The organism is Bacillus sp. JK62 (assembly GCF_053663455.1).
The window spans coordinates 26,036-47,778 of record NZ_JBSJQA010000001.1 but is presented as its reverse complement, the minus strand read 5'-3'; the positions used below and the strand labels follow the sequence as shown (position 1 = coordinate 47,778).

At 43.3% G+C, this 21,743-nt stretch carries 24 protein-coding genes and 3 pseudogenes; 9 read left to right on the top strand and 18 right to left on the bottom strand.

Features of this window, described 5'->3' with window-relative positions:
* Positions 1–34: 34 nt before the first annotated feature.
* A complete protein-coding gene (locus ACWJJ4_RS00255; protein WP_454021330.1) occupies positions 35–985 on the bottom strand; it encodes a DMT family transporter in 951 nt (316 codons plus the stop codon).
* A 102-nt stretch (positions 986–1,087) separates the two neighbouring features.
* Positions 1,088–2,230, bottom strand: a complete 1,143-nt coding sequence (locus ACWJJ4_RS00250) for a delta-aminolevulinic acid dehydratase (RefSeq protein ID WP_454021329.1) — start codon at positions 2,228–2,230, stop codon at positions 1,088–1,090.
* Positions 2,231–2,456: 226 nt separating this feature from the next.
* Here ACWJJ4_RS00250 and ACWJJ4_RS00245 point away from each other — a divergent pair.
* Positions 2,457–2,579 (top strand): annotated as a pseudogene (locus tag ACWJJ4_RS00245) (LysR family transcriptional regulator); the annotation flags it as partial.
* 185 nt (positions 2,580–2,764) lie between these two features.
* Here the strand turns inward: ACWJJ4_RS00245 and ACWJJ4_RS00240 are convergent.
* From ACWJJ4_RS00240 to ACWJJ4_RS00220, 5 genes are all read right to left on the bottom strand, one after another.
* Positions 2,765–3,133, bottom strand: coding sequence for a DUF1304 domain-containing protein (locus tag ACWJJ4_RS00240; RefSeq protein ID WP_004393040.1), 369 nt, complete (start codon positions 3,131–3,133; stop codon positions 2,765–2,767).
* Positions 3,134–3,163: 30 nt separating this feature from the next.
* The gene (locus ACWJJ4_RS00235; protein ID WP_004393039.1) at positions 3,164–3,802 is read right to left on the bottom strand and encodes a nitroreductase family protein; all 639 of its coding nucleotides are present in this window, start codon (positions 3,800–3,802) and stop codon (positions 3,164–3,166) included.
* Positions 3,803–3,815: 13 nt separating this feature from the next.
* Positions 3,816–4,250 carry a MarR family winged helix-turn-helix transcriptional regulator gene (locus ACWJJ4_RS00230; protein ID WP_032875377.1) on the bottom strand — a complete coding sequence of 145 codons (435 nt, stop codon included), beginning with the start codon at positions 4,248–4,250 and terminating at the stop codon, positions 3,816–3,818.
* 137 nt (positions 4,251–4,387) lie between these two features.
* The gene (locus tag ACWJJ4_RS00225; RefSeq protein ID WP_014306188.1) at positions 4,388–5,266 is read right to left on the bottom strand and encodes a YitT family protein; all 879 of its coding nucleotides are present in this window, start codon (positions 5,264–5,266) and stop codon (positions 4,388–4,390) included.
* 181 nt (positions 5,267–5,447) lie between these two features.
* Positions 5,448–5,900 (bottom strand): MarR family winged helix-turn-helix transcriptional regulator, encoded by a 453-nt coding sequence (locus tag ACWJJ4_RS00220; protein ID WP_014306189.1) that lies wholly within the window; start codon positions 5,898–5,900, stop codon positions 5,448–5,450.
* Between the two features lie 120 nt (positions 5,901–6,020).
* Between ACWJJ4_RS00220 and ACWJJ4_RS00215 the strand changes: the two genes are divergently transcribed.
* Positions 6,021–6,455 (top strand): GNAT family N-acetyltransferase, encoded by a 435-nt coding sequence (locus ACWJJ4_RS00215; RefSeq protein WP_166705967.1) that lies wholly within the window; start codon positions 6,021–6,023, stop codon positions 6,453–6,455.
* Positions 6,456–6,660: 205 nt separating this feature from the next.
* On the opposite strand, the gene pdxR is transcribed toward ACWJJ4_RS00215, so the two are convergent.
* Entirely contained in the window at positions 6,661–8,109 is a 1,449-nt protein-coding gene (gene pdxR, locus ACWJJ4_RS00210) for a MocR-like pyridoxine biosynthesis transcription factor PdxR (RefSeq protein ID WP_326374940.1), read from the bottom strand.
* A 128-nt stretch (positions 8,110–8,237) separates the two neighbouring features.
* Between pdxR and ACWJJ4_RS00205 the strand changes: the two genes are divergently transcribed.
* The 6 genes and pseudogenes from ACWJJ4_RS00205 to ACWJJ4_RS00180 all read left to right on the top strand — a co-directional run bounded on the left by ACWJJ4_RS00205 (position 8,238) and on the right by ACWJJ4_RS00180 (position 13,415).
* Positions 8,238–9,149: a DMT family transporter gene (locus ACWJJ4_RS00205; protein ID WP_146283889.1), complete on the top strand. Its 912-nt coding sequence runs from the start codon at positions 8,238–8,240 to the stop codon at positions 9,147–9,149.
* A gap of 149 nt (positions 9,150–9,298) precedes the next feature.
* Positions 9,299–9,456: pseudogene (locus ACWJJ4_RS00200) on the top strand (DUF255 domain-containing protein); the annotation flags it as partial.
* A gap of 161 nt (positions 9,457–9,617) precedes the next feature.
* Positions 9,618–10,430: a MerR family transcriptional regulator gene (locus tag ACWJJ4_RS00195; RefSeq protein WP_014306200.1), complete on the top strand. Its 813-nt coding sequence runs from the start codon at positions 9,618–9,620 to the stop codon at positions 10,428–10,430.
* A gap of 68 nt (positions 10,431–10,498) precedes the next feature.
* The gene (locus ACWJJ4_RS00190) at positions 10,499–11,188 is read left to right on the top strand and encodes a DUF554 domain-containing protein (protein WP_014306201.1); all 690 of its coding nucleotides are present in this window, start codon (positions 10,499–10,501) and stop codon (positions 11,186–11,188) included.
* A 146-nt stretch (positions 11,189–11,334) separates the two neighbouring features.
* Positions 11,335–11,490, top strand: a pseudogene (locus ACWJJ4_RS00185) (DUF255 domain-containing protein); the annotation flags it as partial.
* 35 nt (positions 11,491–11,525) lie between these two features.
* Entirely contained in the window at positions 11,526–13,415 is a 1,890-nt protein-coding gene (locus ACWJJ4_RS00180; protein WP_107994151.1) for a thioredoxin domain-containing protein, read from the top strand.
* Here ACWJJ4_RS00180 and ACWJJ4_RS00175 read toward each other — a convergent pair.
* Positions 13,412–14,308 carry a CPBP family intramembrane glutamic endopeptidase gene (locus tag ACWJJ4_RS00175; RefSeq protein WP_454021328.1) on the bottom strand — a complete coding sequence of 299 codons (897 nt, stop codon included), beginning with the start codon at positions 14,306–14,308 and terminating at the stop codon, positions 13,412–13,414. The two genes, ACWJJ4_RS00180 and ACWJJ4_RS00175, sit on opposite strands and share 4 nt — an antisense overlap.
* Positions 14,309–14,522: 214 nt before the next feature.
* Here ACWJJ4_RS00175 and ACWJJ4_RS00170 point away from each other — a divergent pair, with 214 nt between their 5' ends.
* Positions 14,523–15,854, top strand: coding sequence for an MFS transporter (locus ACWJJ4_RS00170; RefSeq protein ID WP_004393001.1), 1,332 nt, complete (start codon positions 14,523–14,525; stop codon positions 15,852–15,854).
* A 31-nt stretch (positions 15,855–15,885) separates the two neighbouring features.
* Here the strand turns inward: ACWJJ4_RS00170 and ACWJJ4_RS00165 are convergent, their stop codons facing one another.
* The 9 genes from ACWJJ4_RS00165 to ychF all read right to left on the bottom strand — a co-directional run bounded on the left by ACWJJ4_RS00165 (position 15,886) and on the right by ychF (position 21,741).
* Positions 15,886–16,266, bottom strand: a complete 381-nt coding sequence (locus tag ACWJJ4_RS00165; protein ID WP_004392999.1) for a VOC family protein — start codon at positions 16,264–16,266, stop codon at positions 15,886–15,888.
* 55 nt (positions 16,267–16,321) lie between these two features.
* Positions 16,322–17,260, bottom strand: coding sequence for a LacI family DNA-binding transcriptional regulator (locus ACWJJ4_RS00160; protein ID WP_454021327.1), 939 nt, complete (start codon positions 17,258–17,260; stop codon positions 16,322–16,324).
* A gap of 61 nt (positions 17,261–17,321) precedes the next feature.
* Positions 17,322–18,080 (bottom strand): exodeoxyribonuclease III, encoded by a 759-nt coding sequence (gene xth, locus ACWJJ4_RS00155; RefSeq protein WP_048367905.1) that lies wholly within the window; start codon positions 18,078–18,080, stop codon positions 17,322–17,324.
* Between the two features lie 26 nt (positions 18,081–18,106).
* The gene (locus ACWJJ4_RS00150; protein WP_048367907.1) at positions 18,107–18,634 is read right to left on the bottom strand and encodes a methylated-DNA--[protein]-cysteine S-methyltransferase; all 528 of its coding nucleotides are present in this window, start codon (positions 18,632–18,634) and stop codon (positions 18,107–18,109) included.
* Positions 18,631–19,212, bottom strand: a complete 582-nt coding sequence (locus tag ACWJJ4_RS00145; protein ID WP_025854038.1) for a bifunctional transcriptional activator/DNA repair enzyme AdaA — start codon at positions 19,210–19,212, stop codon at positions 18,631–18,633. Before ACWJJ4_RS00145 ends, ACWJJ4_RS00150 begins: the two co-directional genes overlap by 4 nt.
* A 188-nt stretch (positions 19,213–19,400) precedes the next feature.
* Positions 19,401–19,640, bottom strand: coding sequence for a 30S ribosomal protein S18 (rpsR, locus tag ACWJJ4_RS00140; RefSeq protein ID WP_004392983.1), 240 nt, complete (start codon positions 19,638–19,640; stop codon positions 19,401–19,403).
* A gap of 43 nt (positions 19,641–19,683) precedes the next feature.
* Positions 19,684–20,202 (bottom strand): single-stranded DNA-binding protein SsbA, encoded by a 519-nt coding sequence (gene ssbA, locus ACWJJ4_RS00135; protein ID WP_004392979.1) that lies wholly within the window; start codon positions 20,200–20,202, stop codon positions 19,684–19,686.
* Between the two features lie 39 nt (positions 20,203–20,241).
* On the bottom strand, positions 20,242–20,529 hold the full coding sequence (rpsF, locus tag ACWJJ4_RS00130) for a 30S ribosomal protein S6 (RefSeq protein ID WP_004392977.1): 288 nt from the start codon (positions 20,527–20,529) through the stop codon (positions 20,242–20,244).
* Positions 20,530–20,640: 111 nt separating this feature from the next.
* Complete coding sequence (gene ychF / locus ACWJJ4_RS00125) at positions 20,641–21,741, bottom strand: redox-regulated ATPase YchF (protein WP_004392975.1); 1,101 nt, start codon at positions 21,739–21,741, stop codon at positions 20,641–20,643.
* Between the last annotated feature and the right edge of the window lie 2 nt (positions 21,742–21,743).

Below are 21,743 nucleotides of genomic sequence, written 5' to 3'. Positions count from 1 at the left end.
GCCTCCCTAAACACTCACGGGAGGCTTTCACATGTCAGGTTTTCATTTTTAATTTGATCTTCCTGCCTTCCGAAAAAGTAATCATGCTTAGGACAATGAAACAGCCTATCCACTGTATCCATGTTAAGCGCTCACCCAAGAAAAAGGCGCCAAAGATGATTGTGATGATCGGGCCCATCATTGAAATCAAAGACCCTCTCACTGCCCCAATCCGTTTGATACCTTCCAGCATAAATAAAAAAGGAACGACTGTTGTAAATACAGCAATGATTAAAAAAAGGAAATATACGGTTGGCTGAAACGACCATAGCTCTGTCTGATAGCCAAAGCCCTTTCTTGCGATTAAAAAAAGCACCATGGCAATGCTTGCTAAAGACATCCCATATGTATTCATACGGATACTGCCTACTTTGCGAACAAGCTGACCGGATAAGACCAAATAAAGTCCGTAAACCGCGGACGACAGAAGAACGAGAAAAGCGCCAAATATATTCGCACTCAATTCGTGCAGATTCCAGCCGCCAATGGAAAAAAAGATTCCTATGCTGACCACAACGACAGAAATGATGTCTGCAACGGTGATTTTCTCCATTTTTCCAAAAAACGAGATAACCATGACAAAAATTGGATAACTCATAACGAGCATCCTTTCTACAATAGCTGAAACATAATGCAGCCCGATAAAGTCCAACAACGGAGATAGAAAAAAAACGAGCAAACCCGTGATTCCTGCTCTGACTATATCAGCCTTTGCCGGTTTTTCAGATAATTTTGCACGATATATAAAAAAAATGATGCAAAAAAGAGGGGTTGCAATCACTTGCCTGAAAAAAAGCGTTGACTCCGGAGTGGCTCCGAATGAGTAAGCCCACTTAATAAAGATCGACTTTGAGGCAAAACACAGCGTACCAACAATCATAAACAACATTCCGGCGAGAAACGGATGGTTTAGTTTTGGCGGAGTATTCACTTCGATTTTGCTCATAGATTTACACCTTTCCTTAGTATGAAAGAAATGAAACACCCTGGCTCATAGCGCAAGGTGCTCAAGGTTATTCTTTTTATCATACATTTAATTTAATATTATTTATTTCAATTCTGTAAGCAGTTTCCCTTTTTGTTTTATATACCATAATGCATTTCTATCAATAATTTTAGAAATACTGAAGTCTGAAGCAGAAACAGCATTTTTTAACAATTCATCAATAACGCCAAATGAAAAATACTTTCCTTTCTCATTTTCAAAGTTTTTTTGTAAATAATAGGTACCTGAAACAGTGTAACCACCTATTTTGACTTTCTTGCACTTTGCAAAAAAATCATCAATATTAAAAAGAATGTCTAAAACTTTCTCTCTCATAGAAGGATGACTACTTAGTGCTTTTTTTACTTTTTCAGCGGTTAGAAAATCTATGATTTTATATTTATCTTTCAAAAATAAAGAGGTGAATGTGATTAAATGGAAATTCTCGATAGGTTTTATAATAACTGTGTTTGTCCCTTCATAAATATCAATAAGCGTATGTAAGTTCATCTCTGTGATGTTTCCAACTAAAATTTTTTGACCCGTGTCCAAGCGTGCTGGTGTGTTTTCTAAATACATATAAGCATTTTTTGTTTCTGTATTTTGTGAAAACGAGGTGATTGTGGTGTCTGCACCAACTTTCTCTAATACTCTTTTTGTTACTTCGACCTCACCTTCAATTCTTCCCAAAGTTAAAATAGAGTCAGTTCCTGCTTGACTGAAACTCATAGTAATATTAGAAATTAATTCAATGGTCTGCAGGTAATCTAATTGACCGGAACTGTGTTTAATCCCCCATGTTCCGTCCTCATTTAATCCAATACTGAATGGATCCACTGTGATATGGAGAGTCCCCTTAGGATAACGTGCTCGTATTGTCTTAAACGCATCAACATGGTCCTTTAAGACATCATATATATCCCAGCAGTTATCAGAGGGCTTTCCGACAAGACGGAGAGTTATCGAATAAATCCCATGAGATCTTACCTCTTTTATAAATTCAATTGAATTTTCAACAGAACGATATGGATAATCATCCATATTTTTCATTTCCCTGGTGGTGTCGCCCTGTAAATAAACATCAACATCAATCGGTTGTGATAATTTATCCGCACTTACCTCAACCTCAAAATCTTGAGTCAATCTTCTCGATGTTCTCCTTTGATCCCATTTATCAAATTCCGAGTGTTCAAATAATTCTATCATGGTTAAAGCACCCTCTCTACGTATTTGATAAAACAAATTATAGAATTATTCGAAAAAATAATAACCGATGAATGGTATGAATTTTATTGGTGCAAGTCCCTTTTGGGTATAAGGTATTCCCTAAGAGCACTTAGTCAGTAGCATTATTGTTTTCAGGCAAATCAGCAAATACTCATGCTGCTTAAAGAGCTTCCGGGCTTCAATGAAATAAAGAAATCAGCGTCATAGCAAAATACGCATCAGCTGGCCAAAATGCCAGCGCGTGATCGGCATCGCCTGGATAAAAGGCAGATTTTTATCCCCTGTTGCTGAAACGTTCAAACAGCGTGTGATTGAACATTTCGGCTGAACAATGCCGTCTTGACGAAAAAAAGCCGATGCGCGCAAGCATCGGCTTTCAAACTAAACTAAACATCATTTAACATCAAATGACTAAGAACAAGGGATACAAAAGCCGCGGCGGCCGAAACTGATTTTCAAAACAGAATAAAAAAAGAGGGCTTCCTTTCCGGAAGCCCTCACTCACTCCGTCTGCTACGCCAATAAAAGAAAAATAAGCGCTAAAACAGCCGGAAGTCCTTGTTTTACGATAATTGATTTGTTTGAAGTAAAGCCTCCGAAAATGGCCGCGATGACCACGCAGATGACGAAAAACATTTGAATCATATGGCCAATCGGATCAGCTCCGAGGATCAGCCCCCAAATGAGGCCGGCAGCCAGAAATCCATTATACAGACCTTGATTTGCAAACATGACCGCTACATTCCGATCACCTTCTAAATGCTTCGGCAATTTGAAGGACCGCTTAGCTGCCTTCGAATTGATAAAAAACATTTCAAGTATCATGATAAATATATGTTCTAAAGCTACAATTCCGACGAAAACAGCCGCAATTATGTCCACTGTCCCTCTCCTCTCAGCTTCACTTCAACCTTATTTCCATTGTGCGATTGTTTCGATAGGAAGACGGTAGGAAGCATATCCTTCGTCTGCCGCTTTTCCGATTGATAACAGCATGACCGGTACATAACGCTCTTTATCCATTCCGAAAACCTCGGCGATCTTTTCTTTATCGTAGCCGCCGATCGGGTTTGTGTCATAGCCGTGCGCGCGTGCCGTAAGCATCAGCTGCATGGAAACAAGACCTCCGTCGATCAGAATCGTTTCACGGTTCACTTGCTCCGGCAGTTTTTCAAAATGCGCCGTCAACGCAGCGATTTGTCTGTCTTTTACTTCCTGCGGCATGTAGCCCAGTTCGACCGCTTTTGAATAAATTTCTTCTAAATAGTCATCACTGTTCATATCTGCGAAAACCGCGATCACCGCAGATGATGTGCTGACCTGTGTTTGGTTAAAGCTGGCAAGCGGCGCGAGTTTTTCTTTTCCTTCAGGGCTGTCAATGACGAGGAAACGCCATGGCTGCGCGTTAACTGAAGACGGCGCTGTCGTTGCTTCTTCCAATATTTGAGTCATTTCTTCTTTGCTGATTTTTACAGCGGGATCGTAATTCCGAATGGAACGGCGGCCTTTCATAATGTCCATAAAATCGTTTGTTTTCAGTTCTGTTTTCATGTGTAATACACTCCTATGCTTTCATATTTTCTATATTATTCTGCATCTGCGACAATACGTTTTTTAACATATTGCGTTCTTCCTCGCTGACACCGGCAAGCATTTCCTTTATGAAACGCTCTTTCTCCTTTTTGGAAGCCTCAATTCTCTCCCGCCCCTGATCAGTAAGCCGGACAAGTATAATTCGGTTGTCCTCGGGCTTCCGCCTTCTTGTGACCATTTCTTTGGCTTCAAGCTGTTTCAAGTGTCTTGTCACGGCTGCGCCGTCAATATTCACCTTTTTCTGAAGATCGCTTTGGCTGATCTCATCGACGTAAAAAAGCACGGCGAGAAGCTCAAGGCGGGATTGGCTGATTCCGGTGCACGCTTCAAACTTCGTGCCGATCACTTTGTGCAGTGATTGGAGCTGATACAAAATCTCGCCTTCCTCTGAACAACATGCTGTCAAAACCCATCCCTACTTTCTTTTGCGCAATTAATTGACTAGTCAATGTTTGATATATCAATAATATACATCCGTTATTCTTTTTTTGCAAGTGTTTTCTCCTTTTTTAAAAAAAGCTGCCGGTGAACGGCAGCTCCTTCTTAATGATTATGGATTTTTCTGAAATTACTGCCTTTTACTTCAGCGACATCATATACCGTCACAAAGGCTTGATTATCAATGTCATTAATAATTTCCTTCAGTTTGGTTTCTTCCAAACGGTTGATGACACATGTGATTTCTTTGAATTTTTCATGAGAAAAACCGCCGTATGCTTCTTTATACGTAGCGCTCCGGCCCAATTCTTCACGAATGGTCTCTACCATTAATGCAGGCTCGTTGGTGATAATCTGAAATGTTTTAGAACCGCTTAAGCCTTCCTCAACCACATGGATCACCTTGGATGCGATGTAGTAAGCAATGACGGAAAGCAATGCGCCTTGCAGCCCGAATACAAAAGAAACAAAAATAAACACAAAAATGTTTAAAAATAAAATGAGATCACTCGTGCCAAACGGCAGTTTCCGTGACAGCAGCACAGCCAGCATATCAATACCATCTAAGGCGCCGCCGTTGCGCAATGCCAATCCCATTCCCAAGCCGAGAATAATCCCGCCGACAACGGTGATTAACAGGGTATCTCCCTCAATGATAGCCGGCGTGTGGTGGAAAAAACTCGTGCCCGCGGCAAGTGAGACAATACCGATAATTGATAGAAACGCAAAACCTTTCCCGATTTGCTTATATCCTAACCAGACAAACGGTATATTGATCACCGCAATCAAGATCCCAAGAGGCAAATGAAAGAGCTGTGAACCGACAATGCTGAGTCCGGTTACACCGCCGTCAGATACACTATTCGGAATCAGTACGGTTTCCAGTCCATACGCGGCAATAATTCCGCCGATGATGACCATGATGGCCCGTACGATTGATTTCGCTCTGAATTTCTTACGTCTTTGTTTTTCGATTGTACTCATATCATTCCCCGCTTCAATTATTTTGTCTTATTTAAATATACCATAATTGATACTTTTCGTTAAAAATAAGCCTATCGGCTAGTTGAAGCAGGAACCGGGGAGGAGATTTCACAGATAACGTATCCATTTATGACTTTAATCATTCACAACGCAATCATTCAGTAAAAGGGATTATCATCCATTAATAGTCTCTTTTGTTTCCCTTCTTCACATATTCCCAATCATGCTCTATATTTTTTCTCACCCGCTGAAGAAGGCTGAAAATGGTTTCTTTTTCCTCAGACGTAAAGCCGGACAGGGCTACTTCCGCAGAGTGCTCTCCTTCTCTTTGCAATAACGGATAAACCTTTCTCCCTTTTTCGGTCGGGAACAGTTTTTTTATTTTTTTATTTTGATCATCAGGACGCTTTTCAACAAATCCTTGTATTTCCAGTTTCTTGATCGCTCTCGCCGCTGTTGTTCGGTCAACTTTAATCATTTCCGCCAGTTTTTCCTGTATCACTCCCGGGTTTTCACATATACGCACAAGATAGAGATACTGCCCTTTTGTTAAGTCTAATTCTTTAAATTCAATATTGCTGATGGAATCCAATGCCCGTGCGATCATGCCGATTTCCCGCAAAATATCAGTCATATCTTTTCAAACCTTTCATATTTTTGTTGCATTTGCAATATAATTGTTTTATCGTTACTTCTATAAGACCACAAGCAAGCCGTGCAGTCCAGATTAATATGTGAAAAGGATTGATTGATCATGAGGATAAAAAGAATAACAACGGAAATTGATTTGCAAGCAGCGCTTGAGATTAGAAAAGCAGTATTCATTGAGGAACAGCATGTACCTGAATCCGATGAATTTGATCAGTTCGATACGCTTGAGGAACAGTGCGGGCATGTCTTGGTTTATCATGAAAATCAGCCTGCCGGCACAGGACGGGTCCGCATCGTAAACCATACAGGCAAGCTCGAACGAATCTGCATCCTGAAACCTTACCGCAAATACGGGTTAGGCAAAGTAATCATAAGAGAATTAGAAAACATGGTAAAAGAAAAAGGCATCACCCAATGTAAACTGCATGGACAAACACATGCGGAAGGCTTTTATCACAAACTGGGCTATCAGACAGATTCACCGGAATTTATGGAAGACGGCATCCCGCATGTCTTAATGACAAAAGAGCTGGCTTAACCGAATAACAAACGGCCGGACTTCTTCCTTTTTAATCTTTAGTATATTAAGGATGCAAGGTTGACCGAAGTTAAAGGAGATTAGAATATTCTGACCTCCTTTAACTTTCTTATCTATCCCTGCCTTGTCACTCACTGCATCCCGATTCGCCAAGTTTAAAACGAACCATGCAGTTTGAATTCCGGTATGCCGCTGTCTTTTAAATTTATCTGCTTGCCAATTCCTTAATCATCAAACCCAATTCATAAATTCCCTTTTGAAGGTCTTCAAGAGATGCATAAGCATATGATAAGCGAATATAATTCCCTTTTTCTTGAGCATAGATACTGCCGAGATTGAGAAGTATCCCTTTTGATAAGGCTTTGGTATAAAGTAATTTCATGGATATGGAAGGCAATATTTTTACCCAGACAAAGAATCCTCCCTTTGGGATATTCCATGTCGCCACATCTTTCAAATGAGTTTCTAAAACACTCAAGGCCAATTCTCTTCTCACCTTTAATTGACTTCTCACCTGTTCTAGATGCTGCTGGTATTCACCGGATGTAAACCACTCTGCCGCTACTCTCTGGGATAACGAACTGGAGCCGTAATCTGTTTGCATTTTTATGTCGGATAAACGTTCAATCACTGGTTCCGGCCCGACGATCCATCCAATCCTCAAGCCCGGACTTAATGTTTTCGATAAGCTGCCTATGTAAAGCACATGCCCATTTTTATCTATTGTTTTAATAGGATCTGGAGGAATCTCATCGATCCATAACTCACGATAAATGTCATCTTCAATAATGGGAAGCTGTGCATTCTCACTTGCCGCAAGGATTTCTTCTCGTCTCTTTTTTGACATTAAAATACCTGTCGGGTTATGAAAACAAGGATTTGTATATAAGATAGCCCTCCCCCGCTCCCCCCTTGCCATGCGGATATGTTCCGGCAAAAGTCCATCATGATCCATAGGAACTCCAGTCAGCTTCATCCCGGCTGATTGAAAGACGTGTAATGAATAAAGATAGGAAGGCTGATCAAGATAAACGGTCGATCCCCTTTGTAAAAGCCCCATTGATATAAGCTGTAAGGCTTGCAGCGCTCCAGAAACAATAAGAATGGAAGAAGGAGAAGCTTGAATGCCGATTGTTCTTAAATAGCCGCTTAATGCCTCTCTCAAAGGTAAATATCCTTTTGGTTCCTCATATCCGAATGCCTCTATGTTTTGAGATACCTTTCCCATGATCTCTTTCATAACAGCTAAAGGAAAAATCTCATGTGAAAGTTCTCCTTTACTGAGCTGTATAAGATCAGAATTTGATTCTGATTTATTGATCTCTTGAACGATTTTTTGGCTTGGCTGCTGAATTCCGGAGGTTACATACTGATCCCAATCGGGGGCGGAATTCTTAGCCAAAAGTGTCCATGTATTGTTCGTAACAACTGTCCCTTTGCCCATTCTGCCTTCGATTAATCCATCCGCCGTCAATTCCTCTAAAGCTGTAATGACTGTGCTCCTGTTCACCTCAAAGTGTTTGGCAAGCGTGCGCTGGCTTGGAATCTTACTTCCGATCGGCCATTCTCCATTTCCTATTTTCTCTTTTATAAATTGAATGATTTGTATGTACTTAGGAAGCTTTCTCATCTTTTTTTCTTCTGGAGCGCTCATAAAAAGGATCCCCCTTAAAGTGGTTGGGTCAAAATCTATTTAACTGGTTGAAGTCATCTCCTCAAATCTTTATTAATATAGAAACACATTAAATAACTGGTTGGTTTTTGTAAAGAGGAGTGAGAAAGATGAGAAAGAAAACAGTTCGAATCGGCATATCTTACAGTCTGATGATTGGGTTGTGGGCATCAGCTTTCCCGGGAATTCGCGCGGGTCTTGAGAGTTACACGCCGGAACACCTCGCTTTGTTTCGCTTGTTGATTGGGTCAATGGCATTGGTGGTTTTTGCTGTTTTGACTCATATGCGTTTACCTGACATGAAAGATATCCCTGTTATTTTCTCTTTAGGATTTTTAGGTTTTGCACTATATCACATTTTGCTGAATATCGGAGAAAAAACCGTCAGCGCAGGGGTAGCAAGCTTACTCGTGACCATGACACCTATTTTTTCTGCAATGTTATCTCGTCTGTTTTTTGGTGAACATTTTGGGCTTTATAAATGGATTGGCTCTATCATAAGTTTATTGGGTGTGTCGATCATTTCTTTCGGGGCAGGAAACTATACAAATTCAGTGAACGGCATTTTGTTAATCCTGCTGGCAGCTTTTTCGGAGAGTATTTATTTCGTTTTTCAAGCCCGCTATATAAAAAAATATGGTTTTATTCCATTTGTGACATTCACCATTTGGGGTGCAACATTGCCTATGCTGATGTTTCTTCCGGGATTATGGGGAGAAGTTGTTCACGCTTCAATGAACTCAACATTGTCTATCGTTTACTTAGGCTTATTACCAACAGTTGTGCCTTACTTTGCACTTGCGTATGTCACTTCACTCGTCGGTGCTTCAGAAGCAGCCATTTCACTTTATTTAACACCAGCCATAACCTTGGTCATTTCTTGGGTGTGGTTAGGTGAAGTACCTGCGTTTATTTCTCTTCTGGGCGGCGCAGTTACAGTCGCCGGGGTGTGTTTCACTTATCTAACAGTAAATAAAATGATAAAGATTTTAAATCCTTATTTCTTATCTAAAAAGCAATAAAGTGGATGACATTTAACCCTGAAAATAGAGTCGTAAGCCGTTCTCCTTTTTAATGACTTGGGTTTGGATCACAAAGTTGAGTGTATGAATTTTTTTAGAGGATTGTGGTATGTTAAACATACAAATATGAATAGAAAGCAGGTGAGCCCATGCCAAACAATAGTAAACCCAACAGTTTAATCACGGAGAAGTCCCCCTATCTGCTCCAACACGCCCACAACCCCGTAAACTGGCACCCTTCGAAAAAGCGAAACGCTTAAACTTAAACAAGCCGGTTCTTGTCAGCATCGGCTATTCGACTTGTCACTGACGCCACGCAGATTACCATATAATCCTCTCCAATTCCCTCCATTAAAATTTTTCGATCCAGAGGGGATGCTTTATCTTTAAATTGCTGAATATTATAATGTTGATAAAACCATTTTTTACAGGTTTATTAAGACAAATGAAAGCAGAAGGATTATGATCATGAAGAATTTTTTCTCTATTGGAGAGGTATCCAGGTTATTTCACGTCAAAATATCCACTCTCAGATATTATGATGAGATCGGTCTTTTGAAACCTGCATACAAAGACAAGCAAAATAACTACAGATACTATTCCACAGAGCAGTTTGAGAGACTGGATACAATCAAATATTTGCGGGCTTTAGGCTTGCCAATAAACAAACTCCTAGATTTTTATAATTCCCACAATGCAGATACCTTAATTCAATTACTGAAAAACCAAAAAACCGAAATCGATCGTAAAAAAAGGGAATTAGAGCTTATTGAAAAAAAGATCACCCGCCGTTTAAACAAAATAGAAGATGCCGTTAATAAACCGTTAGACAAAATTACAAAAATCAAACTTCCGGAGTTGCGTGTCGCTTATTTACAGCATGAGTATATTCTAGGTCATGATATTGAACACTCTCTAACAGAATTGAGAAATGATCTTACTATTAAAGAAGACATATTTTTAGGAAAGATTGGATTATCGATTTCAGTGTCAAACCTAAAAGCGCATAAGTTTGATCGTTACTCCAGTATTTTTATGATCTTAGAAGACGAGCATAATTTGCCCCCATCAGTAATCACCTTACCATCAAATGAATATTTACAAATCAGGTTTAAGGGGTCGCATAAAGAGGCCAAACAATATTATAAAAAGTTACTGACATATATGAAAAAGCATCATCTGGAGTTAGCGGCCGACTCCATTGAGATAACGTTAATTGATTATGGTGTTACTAATAATCCGGATCATTATGTGACCGAAATCATGCTGCCCATTAAATAATCCCTTGACTCTCTAGTTACTGGAGAGTTTATTTTTTTAAAAGCACACTTTATTGGGGGAGAAAGCACATGATTGGAACAATTTTTAACACATTTATGATCTTCGCAGGATGTTTACTCGGAGGGCTATTCAAGAAAGGAATGAAAGGTGAATATCAAGATATTCTTATGCAAGCGATGGGGTTTGTTGCAGTTGGATTAGGAATAAACGCCATTACACAGCATTTATCGGATAGTAAATACCCTATTCTTTTTATTGTAAGTTTAGCTGTTGGCGGACTACTTGGACAGTTTGTAAATTTGGAACTTAGATTCAACCATCTAGTCAGCAAGTTCTCTAAAAATAACTTAGCTGAAGGCTTATCAACTGCAATCTTATTGTTTTGCATGGGATCATTGTCGATATTAGGGCCTATTGAATCCGCGATCCATGGTGATTCCACTTATCTTCTTACAAACGGTATGTTGGATGGCATCACTTCTATTGTTCTCGCATCAGCGTTTGGCTTTGGAATAGCCTTATCTGCTGTTGTGTTATTTGCCTGGCAAGGCTCACTCTATTTATTTGCAAAAGTAATGGAGAGTGCATTAAGTGCAGACATGATTAATGAAATAACAATTGTGGGCGGAATACTGATACTAAGCTCGGGGTTAAGCATTTTGGGAATTAAAAAATGTAAAACCTTAAATCTTCTGCCATCACTTATCATTCCGCCTGTTGTTATCTTTGTTATGAAAGCTTTTGGATTAGGCGCATAGCTCTATATCAGTTGTCAGGCACCTTGTCCATTCTGTCAACTACAGACTAGTTTTCTTTAGACAGAAACAAATAAAGAATAGACTGCACATCTTTATGGTACAGTAAAGATATATCAACGGTAATACGAACGAAAGAAGGTGATCCCATGCCAAATAAAAAAGTACCCAATAGATTAATCGACGAGAAGTCACCGTACTTACTCCAACATGCTTATAATCCCGTGGATTGGTATCCTTGGTGCGATGAAGCATTTGAAAAAGCGAAACGAGAGAATAAACCTGTTCTCTTATCTATTGGGTACGGGTAGCTTAGCGAACTTGCCACTGGTGTCACGTAATGGCTCACGAGTCCTTTGAGGACGAAGAGATCGCCGGTATGTTAAACGATAAATTCATAGCCATCAAGGTTGATCGTGAGGAGCGCCCTGATGTGGATTCCGTGTATATGAGAATCTGCCAGCTGATGACGGGGCAGGGCGGGTGGCCGCTGAACGTGTTCGTCACACCAGATCAGAAGCCATTTTATGCGGGGACGTATTTTCCGAAGACGAGCAAATTTAACCGTCCGGGCTTTATCGATGTGCTTGAACATCTGTCCGAAACGTTTGCGAATGACCGGCAGCATGTCGAGGATATCGCCGAAAACGCCGCCGCTCATCTTGAAGTCAAGATTCACCCGGCTGAGGGCATGCTTGGCGAACAGGCGGTTCATGACACGTATCGCCAGCTGGCCGGCGGGTTTGATACGGTGTACGGCGGGTTCGGCCAGGCTCCGAAATTTCCGATGCCGCATATGCTCATGTTTCTGCTTCGCTACTACAGCTATACGGGCAAGGAACAGGCTTTGGCCGGCGTAACCAAGACACTCGACGGCATGGCGAACGGCGGAATTTTTGACCATATCGGATTTGGCTTTGCCCGCTACTCGACTGATAATGAATGGCTCGTGCCGCATTTTGAGAAAATGCTGTATGACAACGCCCTTCTCCTGACTGCATATACGGAAGCCTATCAAGTCACAGGTAATGAGCGCTACAAACAGATTGCGATGCAGATCGTAACGTTTATTCAGCGGGAAATGATGCATGAAGACGGCAGCTTTTTCTCAGCTTTAGACGCTGATACCGAAGGCCGTGAGGGGAAATATTACATATGGTCCAAAAAAGAAATCATGAATCTTCTCGGTGATGAACTCGGCCCGCTTTATTGCAAGGTGTATAACATCACAGATCAAGGCAATTTTGAAGGCGAAAACATCCCGCACCTCATTTTCACGCGGCGTGAGGCTATCCTCGAAGAGACCGGCCTCACCGAACGTGAGCTGGCCGAACGTCTTGAAGAGGCAAGAACAAAATTGCTGGAGGCCCGTGAAAACAGAAGCTATCCGCATACAGATGACAAAGTGCTGACCTCATGGAACGCGCTCATGATTGCCGGGCTGGCAAAAGCCGCAAAGGTATTTCACGAGCCTGACTATCTCAGCATGGCGGAAACAGCCATCCGCTTTCTCGAACGGCACCTCATGCCGGACGGGCGCGTCATGGTCCGCTATCGCGAGGGCGAAGTGAAAAACAAAGGGTTTATCGATGATTACGCTTTTCTCATCTGGGCTTATCTTGAACTGTATGAAGCGGGTTTTCATCCGTCTTATCTGCAGAAAGCGAAAACGTTATGTACAAGCATGCTGGAGCTGTTCTGGGATGAACGGCACGGGGGTTTCTTCTTTACGGGGAATGATGCTGAGACCCTTCTTGTCAGGGAAAAAGAGGTTTATGACGGGGCCGTGCCTTCCGGAAACAGCGCGGCTGCCGTACAGCTGCTTCGTCTCGGCCGCCTGACGGGTGATGTATCACTGATTGAAAAAGCCGAAGCGATGTTTTCCGTGTTCAAACGGGAAATAGAGGCCTATCCGAGCAGCAGCGCTTTCTTCATGCAAAGCGTACTGGCACACACAATGCCCCAAAAAGAAATCGTTGTGTTCGGAAGGAAAGATGACCCGGACAGAAAACGTTTCATTGAGGCGCTTCAGGAGCATTTCACTCCCGCCTATACGATTCTCGCCGCAGAACATCCGGATGAGCTTGATGGCATTTCTGACTTTGCCGCGGGTTATCAAATGATCGACGGAAAGACAACAGTCTACATTTGTGAGAATTTCGCCTGCCGGAGGCCGACGACGGATATTGATGAAGCGATGAACACCTTACAAATCAGCAGCAGAGCCTAGGCGGCCTGCTGCTTTTCTTTTTTCACAAAACGGAACGCGAGCCATGCGAAGATGATATTGATCACCAGAGTCGATATGCAATCGTATATTTCATAGCCCCCGGCTGCTGTTGTAAATACCGACGGAATGCCGCCGTACACCGAATGATCCTCTGTGAGAAAGATAAATAAAAACATATTATTGGCAGCGTGACCGCCAAGGGACATCTCCAGACTGCCCGTTTTAATCGTGATAAAGGTCCAGATCATGCCGATGGTGACATATCCGATTCCCGCCCATAGAGCCCCATTATCCATCTCCGGATTTCCGAAATGAAGTGCGCCGAATAATCCGCCGATAATGACCGTCAGAACCACCGCGTTTGCCGTCAATTTTCCGGCGAACTGTAGCAGAAAACCGCGAAAGAGAAATTCCTCCGCAGAGGTTTGAATCGGAACCAACAAGACGGCCGCCGCTAACAGCAGCAGAAAACGTGAAGCATGGAATTCCTGAAGCGTGAAACGATCCGGATGAATTAGAAAATCAATCAGCCCCGCGACAAACATCAGCACAACATATGTGCCGAATCCAAAGAAAATTCTCTTCCAGTTCAGCGACTGATTCGGTGTAATGATGGATAAAAAACGCCGCTTCATAATGAAACGAACCGCTATCCAAATGCCCGGAATCGCTATGAAATAGACGATATGCTGTAAATAAATATCCGCCAGCGGGTCACTTAATGCCGCCTCATCCCAATTTATCGTCAGTGAAGGATTGAAAGCAGACGTAAGAAACATGTAAAACACAGTCAGCATGCTTCCGAAAAAGAACAAACCCACAATGACCAACAGAGAAAGAAGATATCTCGATACACTATTTCTTCCCTCTGAGGGCCGTACAAATGTATTCATATTTATGCATCAACTTCCTTTCCTTCAACATTTTACAATATAAACAGAAACAGATATAGGAAATGTTATATATTTTAAGAAGAAAGCGCTATGCCGTTTCCTTTGGCTCTGGTTATTTACACTCTGTTTTTGCCAAAAAAAGACCTTTATAATGTATTCGTCAGATAAATTTACAGTATTTTCTGATTATAACTGCTAAATCAGGGGGTTTTTTATGAAACATCAGACATTCTCAAATGTAGCGAACCGATTAGACCGTCTCCCCATTTCGCGTGTGCACTATCAAGTATTAACCGCTCTCGGAATCATCTATTTTTTCGATCTCGCTGATCTGTTTACGCTCAGCAACGTGGCTCCGGCGCTGATTGAGCATTGGGGCGTGAAGCTGTCCGTCATTGCCGACATCACGGCCGCATCCTTCCTGGGCATGTTTTTAGGCGCCTCCATCGGCGGAAGGCTGTCCGATCGGATCGGCAGGAAAAAAGCGCTGAATTGTTTTGTCCTTGTCTTTTCGATCTCATCTTTTCTGAATGCGTTGGCATGGGACATTCCGTCCTTAATGATTTTCCGCTTCTTGACCGGGCTCGGCGTCGCGGCCGCCATGATTGTGACGAACAGCTATTTGGCGGAATTTTTTCCATCATCCGTACGGGGAAAATACATCTCCTTTTGCGCCATGATCGGACTAATCGGCGTTCCCGTCACAAACGTTGTTTCCGCTTTTGTCATTCCTTTAGGCTCATGGGGGTGGCGGCTCGTATTCGTATGGGGGGCGGCCGGTCTCATTTATTTCTTTTTTATCCGCCGGCTTGAGGAATCGCCGCGATGGCACGAAAATCGGGGCGCATATGATCAGGCAAACGCCATTATGAACCGTCTTGAAGCACGTATAGAGAAAGAAAAAGGCCCGCTTCCCGCGCCAAAAGAGGCGGCAGAAGTACATACAGTGAAGCACGCAGGCTACTTAGGGCTGTTTCAGGGCAGGAATTTAAAGATCACCATCATCCTGTCAGCGGTATGGATTCTTGAAACCTTTGGCTTTTACGGCTTTGCTTCATGGGTGCCCAGCCTGCTGAAAAGCAACGGTATCACCATGGAAAAAACGCTGTGGTACAATGTGCTTCACTCTGTCGGCGCACCGCTTGGCGCATTGCTCGGTTCCATGATATCCGAGACGTTCCAAAGAAAATGGATTCTGGCCGCAAGCGCTTTTCTGACTGCCATTGCCGGACTGTTATACGGCATGACGTTTATTCCCGTCATGATTATTGTGTTTGGATTTGTCGTCAACGTCACGGAACGGGTTTTCACCTCAAACTTATACGCATATACATCGGAGCCGTATCCTACGGAATATCGCTCGGCCGGGAGCGGGCTGGCATACGGGCTCGGCCGTTTTTCCAATATATTCGGCTCCCTGCTCGTCGGATTTATTGCCGTTAAGCTCGGCTACATCAGCGTCTTTTTGTTCATCGGCGGCTGCTGGCTTCTATGTTCCGTTTTGTTAATCCTCTTCGGTCCGAAAACAAATGCTCAGCAAATTTAATCAATAAAACAGTGCGGGTTCCCCCGCACTGTTACACTGTGATTTCTATCAAATTGCCTTCCCCATCCTCTATCACGCTCTCATAATATCCGTCACCCGTCACGCGCGGGCCGCTTACAACCTGAAATCCGTCATTTTTAAACGTCTCCGTCAATTCATTCACCCGCTCCTTGCTGCCTGTAGAAAATGCGAGATGCGCCCATCCGGTCATATTCTGTGACGGAGCTTCATCAATGCCGCCTTTTTTCATAAGTTCCAGCCTGCATCCGGAGTCAAACGAAAGAAAGTACGATTTGAAATCTTTTTTCTCATTATGATAAAGGTCATTGGCCTTGGCGCCGAAGTATTTCTCATAAAATTCTTTCATCCGTTCTAAATCTTTCACCCATATGGCCGCATGTTCAATTCGCATATGTCCGCCTCCTTTTTTTCTCAATCTAGTTATAAAGCATGAAACCCATTTCAGCTCAAGACTTTTTCCGCTGAAATTGATGCATAATTTGTTTTTTAGCCGTTTCTCCGTGCAAAAACAGCAAAAATGCTTCCCTTACGACCCGTTCCAAATGAAGTTCCAGAGATGGGATATTCAATGCCCGGCTGACGCTCAGATTTCCCTCGCCGATGATCTCCGCGTCCCATTTCTGTTCTTTCGCAAACTGGTACAAGCCGGCAGCCACGTCATCACTGTGCGCATAGATGGCCGTCGGCGCCTTGTCGAAACCCCAGAAGTGTTCACCTGCCCGCTTTCCGTCGTCCATATCATGGCATCCGACCAGAATGCGGGTTTCATCAAGAGAGCCGAAAACCGCCTTATATGCGGTTACCTTGTCGGCCGTACTCGGGCTTTTTTCCGCTTCCCGCACACATGTAAAAGCAACGTCTTGATGTCCGCGGTTTTTCAAATACAAAAAGCTTTCTCTGTAAGCTGCCTGCCTGTCATTATAAGCGCAGGGAATCTCTTGATGCTGCGTATATTCACAAGCGACAATGGGGCCGTATTCCAGGTAAGGCACGGCGGTTTCCCATTCATTCGCGCGGGACGTGACAATCAGTCCGTCAATCTTTTTCATTTTCAGCAGTTCGAAATAGGTCATCTCTATAGCGGGGTCATAGTTGGTGGGGAGAAGGGTTGTCACGTAATCATGGGCAAACGCTTCCTTCGTGATACCGTTTACAATTTTGTCAAAGCAGGGATGGTCGCTGTACGGCAAAATCACGCCTATTGTATTGGTCTTTCCTCGAATCAGATCAATGGCGGTTCGATTAGGGGTATAATCCAGCTCCTTCATCACTTGATTCACAAGACGCCTTTTCTCCTCAGATACGTACGGGTGTCGGTTTAATACACGTGATACGGTAGCCACCGACACATTCGCCAGTTTCGCAATCTCTTTTATATTTGCCATGTGCTCCTCCATTTTGGTGATAAAAAAGCAGCAAGAGTGGATTTCTCTTACTGCTATCTCATCATAAATCCACTGTCATTTCAACAGGGCAATGGTCAGAACCCATGATATCGGCACAAATGGCCGCTTGGCTGATCCGCGTCTTCAGTCTGTCTGAAACAATGACGTAATCAAGCCGCCAGCCGATGTTTTTCTCACGTGCGTTCGTCCTGTAAGACCACCAGGAATAGGCGCCTTCCCGATCAGGATATAAATAGCGGAATGAGTCGGTAAATCCGGTGTTCAGCAGGGCGCTGAACGCTTCCCGCTCCTGATCCGAGAAACCGGCGTTCTTCCGGTTGGCTTTCGGATTTTTTAAATCTATCTCCCTGTGTGCGACATTCAGATCGCCGCATAATATCACGGGCTTCTTCCGGTCAAGCTTCTGCAGATACTCCTTAAAATCGGCTTCCCATTGAAGACGGTAATCAATTCGCTCTAATCCGCGTTTGGCATTCGGCGTATAACAGTTGACGACGAACAGGTTCTCAAATTCAAGTGTGATCACCCGTCCTTCTTGATCATGATCGTCAATTCCCAATCCATAAAACACGTGAAGCGGCTTTTCTTTCGAAAAAACAGCCGTGCCTGAGTAGCCTTTTTTCACCGCATAGTTCCAATAGCCATGATACCCTTCAAGCTGTAATGATACTTGTCCGTCCTGTACTTTCGTTTCTTGCAGACATAAAATATCGGCTTCCGTTTCCTGAACGTAAGTATTGATATCTATCTTTTTCATCACAGCACGTAAGCCGTTTACATTCCAAGAAATCAGTTTCATGTGTTCCCTCCTGTCCGGCTCAGCCGTCATTCCAGTGTTTCAATGTTTCCGCCCTCTAATGCCAGCAGCTGCTTTTTCATTTCTAAACCGCCTCTGAATCCGGTCAGTTTCCCGTTTTTTCCAATGACGCGATGGCACGGAACCGTAATCAATACCGGATTTTTTCCAATCGCGGCGCCCACGGCTCTTACGGCTGACGGTTTCTGAATCATTTTTGCTATATCCGAATAGGAGTATGTCTCGCCGTACGGTATGTCCATAAGCGCTTTCCATACAGCAAGCTGAAATTCTGTCCCGTAAAGATCCACCGGCACTGAAAAAGCTGATCTGCCATTTTCGATGTACTCGGACAGCTCTGCCGTGTAAGACGCCAGCTTCTCATCATCACGTGCCAATTGGTATTGCGGCAGTGATTTTTTTGCCCACTGCTCAAGCTCTTCAAAGCTTCCATGATTTGAACCTATAAAGCATAGCCCCTTAGATGTGGCGGCTGTATACAGGCTCCAATCATTCCGTGTGAAAAGTGTCCAATAGACCATTGTCTCTTTACTCATATTGAACCTCCCTTTCCCATTCCGGCAGTTTTTCGGTATTCTGTGGGCGAATTTCCGGTTCTCTTTTTAAAAAGAGTGGCGAAATGCGCTGTGTTTGGAATTCCGACCGTCAGAGCGATCTCCATGACTGTCATATCAGTATGCTTTAAAAGGTGTTCCGCCTTCGACAATCTTCTTTTCTGTATATACTCAATCGGGGATATTCCCCTGATTTTTTTAAATGTCCGCTGTAAATGATAAGGGCTGCCGTGACACATTTCGGCCAGTACACTCAGAGTCAGAGATTCGTGATAATGGCGGTCAATGTACTCAATGATTTGAACAATCCATTCTTCATCAGGAAGACGAAGACCGTTCGGCCGGCACCTTTTACAGGGACGAAAATGTTTCTCGAGCGCTGCATCAGCCGTATCAAACACCAGCACGTTTTCTTTATTCGGAACTCTCGATTTACAAGAAGGCCGGCAGAAAATCCCCGTCGTCTTTACTGCATAATAAAATGCCCCGTCATAAGAAGCATCATTACGTATGATTGCGCTCCACTTTTCATCAGTCAGGATATTTCTGTCTGTCTCCATCTCAGCCACCCCCTGTTCTTCAGTATAAACAAATTCATTGCATAAGTACGCGTATTTGAATAGAGGAGCAAGATAACAAAGGAGTAAGAAGCACTTCCATGTTTCATGTGAAACATTTCGGCAGGATGGAGGAGGACTGATATAAAAAAAGAGCAGGAGCCCGCAGGCTCTTGCTCTTTTCTTTCGGCTTACTCGCCAGTTACGTATGGAAGTAAAGCCATTTGACGTGCGCGTTTGATCGCGATAGTCAATTTACGTTGGTATTTCGCATTTGTTCCAGTTACACGGCGAGGTAAGATTTTACCACGCTCAGAAACAAACTTTCTAAGAAGATCTACATCTTTGTAATCGATGTGCGTAATGCCGTTAGAAGTGAAGTAACAAACCTTACGGCGTTTCGCACGACCGCCTCTGCGTCCTCCTGCCATTGTCATTTCCCACCTTTCTCGTTATGAATATAGCGATAATCTATTAGAACGGAAGATCATCATCCGAGATGTCAATCGGCTTGCCGTCGTTGGCAAATGGATCATCATTAAAGCTGTTCCCTTGATTTCGTCTCTGGTTGTTCTGATTTCCGCCGAACGGATTATCATTTTGGCCTCCGCCAAAGTATTGGCCTCCGCCGCTGTTTCCTTCGTTGTATCCGCCTGATCCAGAACCGCCGCTGTTTTTAGGCTCAAGGAATTGAACACTTTCAGCTTGGACTTCTGTCACGAAGACACGCTGTCCCTGCTGATTTTCATAATTTCTTGTCTGGAGTCGGCCGTCTACGCCGGCAAGGCTTCCTTTTTTAAGAAAGTTTGCAACGTTTTCGGCTTGTCTTCTCCAAGTGACACAATTAATGAAATCGGCTTCACGTTCTCCGGACTGGTTCGTGAATGTACGATTCACAGCAAGAGTAAACGTGGCGACAGCCGCACCGCTCGGCGTATAACGAAGCTCTGGGTCTTTTGTCAGTCTTCCGACTAATACAACTCGGTTAAGCATATGAAAGACCACCTTTTAACATTATATATTTCAAATTGCTTATTCTTCTTCTTTAACAACGATGTGGCGAATGATATCGTCACTGATCTTAGCTAAACGGTCGAATTCAGCAACCGCTGCAGCTTCAGACTGAACGTTTAAGATTTGGTAGAAACCGTCACGGAAATCGTTGATTTCGTAAGCAAGACGACGTTTACCCCAATCTTTTGTTCCAGTGATCTCCGCTCCGTTAGAAGTCAATACGTTGTTGAAACGCTCGATAACTGCCTTCTTTGACTCTTCGTCAATGTTCGGACGGATAATGTACATAACTTCGTACTTTTTCATCTGTTTGCACCTCCTTTTGGTCTAAGCGGCCCTATAATGGGCAAGGAGCAATAATTCTATTACTCACAAGTTTATATTATACCAAAGCTCTTGTCCCTTTACAACTGTGTCCTATACATTAAATCGGAAATGAATGACATCTCCGTCTTGGACTACATATTCCTTACCTTCCAGACGCACTTTTCCGGCTTCTTTCGCTCCGGACATTCCGCCGCCTGCCAAAAGGTCTTCATAAGCAACCGTTTCAGCGCGGATAAAGCCGCGTTCAAAGTCAGTGTGGATGATACCCGCACACTCAGGAGCTTTCATGCCTTTTCTGAATGTCCATGCGCGCACTTCCTGTTCGCCCGCCGTAAAGTATGTTGCAAGGCCGAGAAGAGAGTATGACGCTTTAATCAGCTGATCAAGACCTGATTCTTCGATGCCGAGCTCCTCAAGGAACATTTGCTTTTCTTCGCCTTCCAATTCAGCAATTTCAGACTCAATTTTCGCGCAGACGACGATGACTTCGGCATTTTCACCCGCGGCGTACTCACGGATTTTCGCAACGTATTCATTGTCTGAAGGATCAGCCACTTCATCTTCGCTTACATTCGCCACATAAAGCACGGGTTTTGACGTAAGCAGATGAAGCTGCTTCACAAGCTTTTGCTGTTCTTCCGTAAATTCAACGGAACGGGCTGGCTTTTCTTGTTCGAAAGCTTCTTTCAATTTAGACAGAATGTCAAATTCAAAAACCGCTTCTTTGTCTTTTTGCTTCGCAAGCTTGCTTACACGCGTGATGCGTTTTTCGACTGTCTCCATGTCGGCAAGAATCAATTCAAGATTGATCGTTTCAATATCGTCAATCGGATCGACTTTCCCTGACACGTGCGTAATATTGTCATCAGCGAATGCACGTACAACGTGGCAGATCGCATCAACCTGACGGATATGAGAAAGAAACTTATTTCCGAGTCCTTCACCTTTAGATGCGCCTTTTACGATCCCCGCGATATCAGTGAATTCAAACGCAGTCGGCACCGTTTTTTTCGGGTTCACCAATTCAGTCAGCTTTTGCAGACGTTCATCCGGCACTTCCACGATTCCCACGTTCGGATCAATTGTACAGAACGGGTAGTTGGCTGATTCGGCACCAGCCTGAGTAATTGCATTAAATAACGTCGATTTTCCGACATTCGGCAAACCGACAATTCCAGCAGTTAAAGCCATTC